The 9,736-nt window shown below is 67.9% G+C and carries 9 protein-coding genes; 6 read left to right on the top strand and 3 right to left on the bottom strand.

From position 1 onward, the window contains the following. Together E4L96_RS11005 and E4L96_RS11000 are read left to right on the top strand one after the other, a co-directional pair. The coding region (locus tag E4L96_RS11005) for an SDR family NAD(P)-dependent oxidoreductase (RefSeq protein WP_135207265.1) at positions 1 to 694 on the top strand (694 nt) is incomplete at its 5' end. After that, positions 691 to 1,653 carry an alpha/beta hydrolase gene (locus E4L96_RS11000; RefSeq protein ID WP_135207264.1) on the top strand — a complete coding sequence of 321 codons (963 nt, stop codon included), beginning with the start codon at positions 691 to 693 and terminating at the stop codon, positions 1,651 to 1,653. The genes E4L96_RS11005 and E4L96_RS11000, both read left to right, overlap by 4 nt. Positions 1,654 to 1,670: 17 nt before the next feature. Here the strand turns inward: E4L96_RS11000 and E4L96_RS10995 are convergent, their stop codons facing one another. After that, positions 1,671 to 2,564 carry a LysR family transcriptional regulator gene (locus tag E4L96_RS10995; RefSeq protein WP_135207263.1) on the bottom strand — a complete coding sequence of 298 codons (894 nt, stop codon included), beginning with the start codon at positions 2,562 to 2,564 and terminating at the stop codon, positions 1,671 to 1,673. A gap of 110 nt (positions 2,565 to 2,674) precedes the next feature. Between E4L96_RS10995 and E4L96_RS10990 the strand changes: the two genes are divergently transcribed. Further along, positions 2,675 to 3,283: a glutathione S-transferase family protein gene (locus tag E4L96_RS10990; protein ID WP_135207262.1), complete on the top strand. Its 609-nt coding sequence runs from the start codon at positions 2,675 to 2,677 to the stop codon at positions 3,281 to 3,283. A gap of 7 nt (positions 3,284 to 3,290) precedes the next feature. Next, on the top strand, positions 3,291 to 4,190 hold the full coding sequence (locus tag E4L96_RS10985) for a pyridoxamine 5'-phosphate oxidase family protein (protein ID WP_135207261.1): 900 nt from the start codon (positions 3,291 to 3,293) through the stop codon (positions 4,188 to 4,190). Between the two features lie 9 nt (positions 4,191 to 4,199). Here E4L96_RS10985 and E4L96_RS10980 read toward each other — a convergent pair whose 3' ends face one another. Both E4L96_RS10980 and E4L96_RS10975 read right to left on the bottom strand, forming a co-directional pair. Beyond that, on the bottom strand, positions 4,200 to 5,546 hold the full coding sequence (locus tag E4L96_RS10980) for a M28 family peptidase (protein WP_229414395.1): 1,347 nt from the start codon (positions 5,544 to 5,546) through the stop codon (positions 4,200 to 4,202). Between the two features lie 24 nt (positions 5,547 to 5,570). Continuing rightward, positions 5,571 to 8,351 (bottom strand): TonB-dependent receptor, encoded by a 2,781-nt coding sequence (locus tag E4L96_RS10975; protein WP_135207259.1) that lies wholly within the window; start codon positions 8,349 to 8,351, stop codon positions 5,571 to 5,573. Positions 8,352 to 8,505: 154 nt separating this feature from the next. On the opposite strand from E4L96_RS10975, the gene E4L96_RS10970 reads away from it, so the two are divergent. Beyond that, positions 8,506 to 8,982, top strand: a complete 477-nt coding sequence (locus E4L96_RS10970; protein WP_220433420.1) for an Lrp/AsnC family transcriptional regulator — start codon at positions 8,506 to 8,508, stop codon at positions 8,980 to 8,982. Between the two features lie 74 nt (positions 8,983 to 9,056). Then, positions 9,057 to 9,710 (top strand): glutathione S-transferase family protein, encoded by a 654-nt coding sequence (locus tag E4L96_RS10965; protein ID WP_135207258.1) that lies wholly within the window; start codon positions 9,057 to 9,059, stop codon positions 9,708 to 9,710. Positions 9,711 to 9,736 lie beyond the last annotated feature (26 nt).

The following is a 9,736-nucleotide window of genomic DNA, read 5'->3' as shown; positions in this document are numbered from 1 at the left end:
GGACATCTATCTGCTGGCCGCGCGCGAACTCGGCGTGCGGGCCGCGGGCTGGCAGCTGGACGTGGCGGACCGCGAGCGCGTGCGCGCGTTTCCGCAGCAGGTGCTGGACCGCTTCGGCCAGGTGGACATCCTCATCAACAACGCCGGCGTGGCCCTTGGTGGTACCTTCGAGCAGGTGAGCGAACTGGATTTCGACTGGCTCCTGGAGATCAATTTCCACGCGGTGGTGCGCATGACGCGCGGCTTCCTGCCGCTGCTGCGAGAGCGCGATGCGGCGCGCATCGTCAATCTCTCCAGCCTGTATGGCCTGGTTGCGCCGCCGGGGCAGGCTGCCTACTCGGCCAGCAAGTTCGCGGTGCGCGGCTTTTCCAACGCGCTGCGGCATGAACTGGAGATGGAGGGCAGCCGCGTGGGCGTGACGGTGGTACACCCCGGCGGCGTGAACACGTCCATCGCGAAAAGCGCGCGCGTGCCGGCCGGTGCGCCGGTGGACGAAGTGGAACGCCAGCGCCGCCTCACGCAAAAGCTGCTGCGCATGCCGCCGGAGCGGGCGGGCGAGATCATCGTCGAGGGCATCGAGCGCGAACGCGCGCGGGTGCTGGTGGGCGGTGATGCCAAGGTGGTGTCGGTGCTGGAGCGCCTGATGCCGGTTGGTTACTGGAACATCCTGCGAAAGGCGATGCGGCGCGCATGACGATCATTCTCATCCTGCTGGCGGTGCTCGCGCTTGTCGTGGCGGCCCTGGTCCAGTTCACCCGCGCCACCGCGCGCAAGGTCGAGGCGGTGGTGCCGCCGCTCGGCCGCATCATCGACGTCGCGGGTACGCGCCTGCACGTGCATGAGGAAGGGGAGGGCCAGCCGCTCCTGCTGGTGCACGGCCTCGGTGGGCAGGTGCGCAACTTCAGCCATTCGCTCACGGCGCAGCTGCGCAATCGCTACCGGGTGGTGCTGGTGGACCGCCCCGGTTCCGGCTACTCGCCGCGCGCTGACGGCGCGCCCGCCGACCTGGCCACGCAGGCGCGCACGCTGGCCGCGCTGATCGACCATCTGCGGCTGGAGAAGCCGGTTGTTGTCGGCCACTCGCTGGGCGGCGCGCTGGCCCTGCGGCTGGCGCTGGACTTTCCGGACAAGGTGGGCGGGCTGGCGCTACTGGCGCCCCTCACGCATTTGCCCGCCGAGCCGAAGGTGGCCGACGCCTTCAAGGGCTTGACCATTGCGAACGGTGTGGTGCGCACCGCAGTGGCGTACACGCTGGCGACGCCCATGTCGATCGCGCTGGGGCAGAAGGTCCTCGGGCAGATCTTCGCGCCGGACCCGGTGCCGCGCGACTTCCGCACCAAGGGCGGCGGCCTGCTCACACTCCGCCCCGCGCCTTTCCTTGGCGCCTCGGCGGACCTGCAGGCCTTGCCCGCCGCGATGCCGGACCAGATGGCGCGCTATGCGGACCTGCGCTTGCCGGTGGGGGTGTTGTACGGCTCCGGTGACGCGATCCTCGATTGGCGGGAGAACGGCCAGGCGCTGGTACGTCTGATTCCCGGTTCGACGTTGGAGGTCATTGAGGGCGGGCATATGCTGCCGGTCGTGTACCCACAGCAGTGTGCACAGCTGATTGACACGGTGGCGCAGCGCGTCGCTGCCGAAACGAACGCATAGGGTCTCAGCACGCGGCGTCAGCGCAGCACATCCAGCTCCGCGCACGCGGAGACTGCAAAGTCGATGAAGGCGCGCAGCCGCGGCGCCATGTGGCGGGTGCTGGGCAGCACCAGGTGCACTGGCACCGGTTCCGGTTCAAAACGGCGCAGCAGGCGCACCAGCTGCCCCGCCTTGAGCGCCGGTGCGGCCTGGTACGACAGCACGCGCGCGATGCCGAAACCATCGAGCGCAGCATGCAGCACCGCCTCCATGTCATTGAGCTGCAGGCGCGGCGTCACGCGCACTGCCTGTTCGCGCCCATCCACTTTGAAGCGCCACTCCGGCAGGCCGCGCACCGTGGTCGCCAATATCAGTTCGTGCGACGACAGCGCGGCGGGCGCGGACGGCTCTCCGCAGCGGTCCAGGTAGGCAGGGCTGGCGACGACCACGCGGCGCACCTGCCCCAGCTGGCGTGCAACGAAGGCGGTATTCGACAGGGGCCCGATACGGAAGGCCGCATCAATGCCTTCCTCGATCAAGTCCACGTTGCGGTCCGCGAGGCGCAGGTCCACCTGCACCTCCGGGTAGCGCTGGAGGAAAGTCAGAACAATGGGCGTCACGTGGCGGCGGCCGAACATCAGCGGCGCGGCCACACGCAGCAGGCCGCGCGGCGTGGCGTTGCCGGGCAGCTGGACGGCGCTGTCGTAATCGGCCAGCAGGCGGCGTGCCTGTTCGGCCAAACGCGTGCCCGCGTCGGTGGCCACCAGCCGCCGCGTACTGCGCTCGAACAGGCGCGCGCCCACGCGCTGCTCCAGCGCGGTCAGGATGCGCGTGACGGCGGGCGGCGAACGATTCAGCCGCCGCGCGGCCGCAGCCATGTTGCCGCTGTCGAGGATGGCGAGGAAGACCTGCAGTTCGTCGAGACGGTCCATGGGGGTCCGAATTCTTCCAAAAACCGGAATAGTGAATTGCCATTATGGGGCATTCTGTATTGCTGCGGGAATGATTACGATGAGGGCTCATTTCCACTGCGAGGCCCATCATGCAAGCACCCGAGATCGTCGTTTATGGCACCCGCCTGTCTGGACACGCCCACCGCGTCGAGACCTTCCTGCGCATGCTCCAGCTGCCCTTCCGCAGCGTGGAGGCGGGAGCGGCAGTGCGGCAGTCGGCCGAGTTCCGCAAGTTGAACCCGCTGGGCCAGATCCCGGTGCTGACCGACGGCGACCTGGTGCTGGCAGACAGCAACGCCATCCTCGTCTACCTGGCCAAGCGCTATGCGCCGGGCAGTGCGTGGCTGCCGGAAGACGCGATCGGCGCCGCGCGCGTGCAGCGCTGGCTGTCGCTGGCCGCGGGCGAAATCGCGTTTGGTCCGGCGCGCGCGCGTATCCAGGCCCGCTTCTTCGATACCGGCATGCCCCAGCCGGTGATGCAGGACCTGGCTGCCAAAGTGCTCGGCTTCATGAATGCGGAACTGGCCACTACTTCGTTCCTCGCGGGCGACACGGCCACGCTGGCCGACCTGGCCTGCTACGCCTACGTGGCGCACGCGCCCGAAGGCGGCATCGATCTTGCGCCGTACCCGCATGTGCAGGCGTGGATCGCCCGCGTGCAGGCGCTGCCCGGGTTCGTGCCCATGCCCGCCGAGTGAGACGGTGATGGAAGACCACCGCATCCCCAAGCCCTTCCACGCGGGCGAACTGGAAGCGCAGCGCCTGGCCGGTGGCGGCCCGGCGGGCGCTCCGATCCGGGACCGGATGCCGGACCAGCACCGCCACTTCTTCCCGCTGCTGCCCTTCCTGTGCGTGGGCGCGCTGGATGACCTGGGCTGGCCAGTGGCCACACTGCTGTCCGCGCCACCGGGCTTCGCAACTTCGCCAGAGGCAGACCGGCTGGACGTCGCCGCGCTGCCGCCGGAAGATGATCCTGTGGCGCGGCATTTGCGCGAAGGCGCATCGATCGGCATGCTCGGCATCGAGCTGCCGACCCGGCGCCGCAACCGGGTCAATGGTGTAGTGACGCGCCAGTCGGCGCAAGGCTTCAGCATGCAGGTACGCCAGTCCTTCGGCAACTGCCCGAAGTACATCCGCGTGCGCACGCTGGCACGGGTTCCCCGTTCGCAAGGCCCGGTGCAGTCGTTCGAAACGGAGGAGGGAGACCAGCTGCCGCCCGCCGCCGTCCAGATGATCGCGCAGTGCGAGACCCTGTTTGTCGCTACCGCCAGCGGCCCGGCTGCGCAGCCGCTGGCGCGCGGCGTGGACATCTCGCACCGCGGCGGACCGGCCGGTTTCGTGCGGCTGGCCGGGCGCGTGCTGACCGTGCCGGACTACCCCGGCAACCGCTTTTTCAACACGCTGGGGAACATGCTGCTGGAGCCGCGCGCCGCGCTGGTGCTGGCCGACTTTGCGACCGGCGACATGCTGCACCTGCAGGGCGTGGCGGAAGTGAACTGGCGGCCAGACGCGCTGCCCACGGACCCACTGGCGCAGCGGGCCTGGACCTTTCGCGTGGTGCGCGGCTGGCTGCGCCCCGGCGCCTTTCCGTACGCCGGGGAGTGAGCGCAGGACTCAGCGTGCGGGCACCGGATAGACCGCCGGGCTCACGTTGCCGTCCTTGTCCACCGCCTGCACGCCGAACAGCACATTGTCCTTCGACTGGTCGAGGCGGAAGGTGGTGACGTTGCCCACGTACTGCGCTCCCTGCCACAGCGGGGATGTGGTGTCGCGCCAAACGATGCGGTAGCCCGCGAGGTCGGGCTCCGCATTCGCCTTCCACACCAGCTCCGTGCCGTTGTCCAGCGCCGCGGTGCGGACCTTGACCTCCTGCGGCACCGCCGGCGCCAGCGCCAGCGACGCCAGCGAGGCCGCATTCACGCGCGCCACCTGGGCGATATAGGCCGGGTCCACGTACTCGGGCAGGTCGCCGATCTTCTTGCCGTTCTCAGTGCGCAGGTCCTGGTGCTGGTGGTTGAAGTCCTCGTGCGGCTCGGTGAAGCGCACCGCCGCATAGCCCGCGTCGAGGAAGGGGCTGTGGTCGCCGCCGCGCAGGTAGCGGTCGCGCCGGTAGATGATGTTCACCTTGAACCCATCCACGTAGCGCTCGCCGGTGTCCTTGATGTGGCGGGCCAGCTGGCGCGTGATCGAGTCGTTCTCGCCCCCGGTGGTGATCAGGGTGCGCAGTTCCGGCGTGGTCTCCCTCACCGGCGGCACGCCTTCCGCGAACAGGCGGACCTGCGTCGCGTCCTGCTTCCCGTGCTCGTCGTGCGAGCTGCCGATGATGTCGTTGTTGAGCATCCCCGCGATGTTGAGTTGCTTCGCCTTGGCCTTCTGCGCCCAGTCGCCGGAACCGAACAGGCCCTGCTCCTCGGCGGCCACGGTCATGAAGACCAGGGTGGCGTCGAACCTGTGCTTCGCCATCACGCAGGCCATCTCGATCACGGCTGCGGTGCCGGAGCCGTCGTCGTTGGCGCCCGGGGCGTCCGCGGTGAAGTTCATCACATCCGTCACGCGCGAATCATAGTGGCCGCTGACGACGTAGATGCGGTCCTTCGATGCGGGCTGGGTGCCGGGCAGGGTCGCGACCACGTTGACGATCTCGGTCGGCTTCGAGAGGCGCGTGGCCACCGGATGCAGGTGACTGTCGAACTGCACATCGAGCTTGCCCGCGCCGCAGCGTTCCAGTTCGCTCTTGATCCAGCGGCGCGCGGCTCCGATGCCACGCGTCGGGGACTCGGTATCGGACATCGTGTGCCGCGTGCCGAAGCTCACCAGCTTCTCGATGTAGCCCTGGATGCGCTGCGGCGAGATCTCGCGCACGATGGCGTCGATCTCGGCCTGGTGCTTGCCGATCGGCGGCTCGCCCGGCGCGGCCTGCGCCGCGCCGCAGGCCAGCAGGAGTGGGAGGGAGGTTTTCAAAACAGGATGCATGAGATTCCTTGATTACTTCCAGCTGTAGGTGCCGGACAGGTAGACGAAGCGGCCGCGCGGATCGCCGTAGCTCACATCATACCCACCGAGGAAATTGGAGGTGAGGTTGGTGTACGGCGGATCGCGGTCGGTCAGGTTCTTCACGCCCAGCGTGAGGCGGGTGTTCCTGATGCCGTTGTAGGCCAGCTGCAGGTCCAGCGTCTGGTACGGCTCGACCTTGCGCACCGGCGTGCCCGCAGGCGCGCGGTTGGCCGCGACGTCTGTGTAGCCCTTCTGGTAGTTGTGCGCCAGCGTGGCTTCGAACGGACCCACGCCATAGGTGACGGCCGCGTTGTGCTTCCAGCGCAGGATCACGCCACCGGCCGCGTTGAGCGCCTGGTCGAGGGAGCTGGTGTAGGCGCCGCTCGGGCCCTGCACGTCGTATTTGGCGAGATAGGTGCCGGACAGGCGGAACATCAGACGGCTGCCCGATTCGAAGCGCAGGCCGTAGCGGCTATCCAGGTCGATACCGGCCAGCTGGGTCTTGAACAGGTTGGCGTTGGTCTGGACGATGCCAGTGATCGGGCCCACGCCGCTCGGATTCCCGTCCGGCGCACCGCGCTGGATGAAGGCGGCGTACTGGCGCGCGCGGTCCGCATTGGCCAGGAAGTAGGTGGAGGACAGGCCGCCCACCACGATCGCATCCTTCAGGTTGACGCGGAAGGCGTCCACCGCCACGGACAGGTCGCGGGTCGGCTCGAACATCACGCCAAAGGTCCAGGACAGCGACTTCTCCGGCTTGAGGCTGGGGTTGCCGCCGGTGAGCGTGAGGAACTGGAAGTTGCAGTCGCTCGGGGAACCGGTCTTGATGTCCGGGCAGCGGATTGGGTCGCGCGTGCCGTTGGCGGTGACGCTGGTGGCCTGTGGTGTGTACAGGTCCGTCAGAGAGGGCGCGCGGAAGCCCGTGCCGACCGAGGAGCGCACCAGCCAGGTGGACGACGGCTGCCAGCGGAGCGAGGCCTTCGGGTTCACGGTGCTGCCGACGCCCTGGTAATGGTCGTAGCGCACGGCGACATCGCCATCGAGCTTGGCGAGGATAGGGATGCTGGCCTCAGCGTAGAACGACTCCACGTGGCGCTGGCCCGTGACCGGGAAGGCGTTGCCGCCCAGGCCCGCGATGTCGCCGGTCTGGATGGCGACCGACGGGTTGTACTCGAACTTCTCCTGCCGCAGTTCGGCGCCCAGCGCCACCGCCAGCATGCCCGCCGGGAGCTGGTAGAGCTCACGCGAACCCTTGAAATCGAGCGAGGTGGTCGAAGTCTTGGTGCTGTAGCTGGTGCCGCGGAATTCCGCCTCCTGCACCTGCGCCAGCGCGTTCTTGTCGGTGGTCTCGCCGAACGGGTTGATCACGCCGCTGTTGAGGATGGGGAGCACCTTGGAGTACTGCGCATAGCCGCGCAGGAGGTCTTCCTTCACCTTGCTCTGGCTGTACAGCAGGCCAGTGTCCAGGTCCCAGCCCGCCCAGGTGCCGCGCGCGCCGAGCAGCAGGCGCGCGTTCTCGGAGGTGTCCAGCGTCTTGCGCACGCCGTTGGCGTCGTCGCGGTAGTTGAGCAGCAGCGGCAGGCCCGCGAGGCCGTTGGACGTGGCCCATGCGGTGGGGTAGTAGGGGCTGGACGGGACCAGCACGAAGCCGCCAATGCCATACGTGCCCGCGTACTTCGCCACGCCCGGGTACTGCGCCATCAGCGCCTTGAACTGCGGAACATAGGGGTTGGTGCCGGTCGTGATGGCGTTGTAGGCCATCGGCACGGCCTGGGTGGTGGAGTTGATCTTGTTCTGGGTGTAGCCGCCCTCGAAGTACATCTCCGAGTCCGCGCCCAGCTTCTTGCGGCCGTTGAGGACCAGGCTCGCCTTCTTGAATTCCGGCTGCAGCGACACCGAGGGGCTGTTATCGAAGCTGCAGCGGGTGGGCGCGTACGGCGACACTTGCGACACCGGGCCGCAGTTGGGCGCCACGGGGCTGATCAAGGCGCCGGTGCCGTACTTGGCGACGTTGGCGGGGAAGGAGATCGACGACAGGTAGTCGTTCTGCTGTTCGACGTTGAGGCGGCGCGCGAAATCGCGCTCGTAGCCGTAGATGGTGGTGGTCTTCTGCAGGTTGATGCCGGCGGTGAGGTTATAGCCATCGTCCGCCATGCTGCCGAAGCCCGCGAACAGCGAGGCCTTGCCGTCGCGCCCCGAGCTGCCGCGGGTCGGCTGGCCGTACGTGCCCGAGACCTCGTAGCCCTTGAAGTCACGGCGCAAGATGAAGTTGACCACGCCGGCGATGGCGTCCGAACCGTAGACGGCGGAGGCGCCATCCTTCAGCACTTCCACGCGCTCGATGGCGGCCAGCGGGATGCTGTTCACGTCCACCGACGACCCGGCGGCGCCGGCCGAGCCGCCGCCGTACACGGACACGCGGCGGCCGTTGACGAGGACCAGGGTGCGCCCGCCACCGAGTCCGCGCAGGGACACGGTGGCGATATTCCCGCCGCCGTAGCCGGAGGCGTTGGCCACGGTGGTGGAGCTGCCCGCGCTGGACAGGGAGCTCAGTTGCTTGACCAGTTCCTCGGTGGAGGCGGCGCCAATCCGTTCGATGTCAGCGCGCTTGAGCACCTGCACGGGCAGCGCGGTTTCCCCTTCGATGCGCTTGATGGAGGAGCCGGTGATGACGACCTTGTTGTCGCTGGTGTCCTGGGCGTAGGCGGGTGCCGCGAAGGCGGCGGCGATGAGGAGGGCGGAGGTTTTCAAGGTGAAGCTGGGGTGCGGCATAGGGAGTGTCTCCAGGGTGAATATGGTGTCGTTATGGCCGTGCTGTATTGCTAAAAAAAATTATATGGGTGAACACTTGGCAAGATTTGCTATAGTTGCCTTGTGTGCGCGGCATTTGGCGCAATGAATGTTTCGTATTTTGGAAATTGGCGCAATGAACGTACTGCCCAAGCTGGACCGCACCGACCTGAAAATCCTCGACGAGCTGCAGGCCAACGCCCGCCTGTCGAGCGCCGAGCTGGCCGAGCGGGTGTCCCTGTCCACCTCCCCGTGCTGGCGGCGCGTCAAGCGGCTGGAGGAAGAGGGGGTGATCCGCGCCTATCGCGCGCAGCTGGACCCGGCGAAGCTGGGCTACCAGGTCACGGCCTTCATCCACATCTCGCTGGACAAGAAGGACACGCGGCATCTGCAAGCCTTCGAGCGCGCGGTGCAGGCCATTCCGCAGGTGCTGTCCTGCCATCGCATCTCGGGGCGTTACGACTACCAGTTGATGGCGCTGGCCGAGGACCTGCAGGCCTACGGCGTGTTCGCGGAGACCTTCATCAACGCGCTGCCGAGCGTGAAGGAGGTGTACACCTCGTTCGTGATGCGCGAGGTGAAGGCGCCGGGGAGTCCGCCGCTCCCGGGATGATTTTTAGGCACCCGCTGTCGATTTCGCGGAGGTCCGATCGTCGTAGCAGAGAACATCATCTTGAGGAGAGCAGCATGACAGTTCCTGTGATCACGGCATTCGAACGCTCGCCCGACGGCGGCAAAGGCCTCGCGCGCGACATGCGGGTGCGCTGGGCGCTGGAGGAGGTGGGCGCGCAGTACGAGGTGCGGCCGGTGTCGTTTGCGGCGATGAAGGAGCCGGCGCACCTGCGCCTGCATCCGTTCGGGCAGATTCCGACCTGGGAGCAGGATGGGCTGGAGCTGTTCGAGTCCGGCGCCATCGTGTTTCACATCGCCGAGCGCTATGAGGGACTGCTGCCGCGCGATGCGGATGCGCGGGCGCGGGCGGTGATGTGGATGTTTGCCTCGCTCAGCACCATCGAGCCACCGATCCTGGAGCTGCAGAACGCGAAGTTCGCCGAGGGCGGGCAGCCGTGGGCGGCGGAGCGCATGCCGCTGGTACTGGACCGGATCCGCGTGCGGCTACGCGAGCTGGCCGCGCGGCTGGGGGAGCGGGAGTGGCTGGACGGTGAATTCAGCGCGGGGGATCTGATGATGGTGTCGGTGCTGCGGCGGGTGCGTCCCTCCGGCCTCCTCGATGAGTTCCCGGCGCTGGCGGCCTATGTGGCGCGCGGCGAGGCACGGCCCGCGTTTGCGCGCGCGTACGAAGCGCAGGCGGCGCCGTTCCGCGAAACGCCGGGCGAGTGAGGCGGCACAGGGTGGCGCCGTTCCAC

Origin of the sequence: Zemynaea arenosa, from assembly GCF_004614185.1 — a bacterium.
Classification (GTDB): domain Bacteria; phylum Pseudomonadota; class Gammaproteobacteria; order Burkholderiales; family Burkholderiaceae_D; genus Telluria; species Telluria arenosa.
Note: the sequence above shows the minus strand (reverse complement) of the source record. Positions and strands in the feature narration are given on the sequence as shown.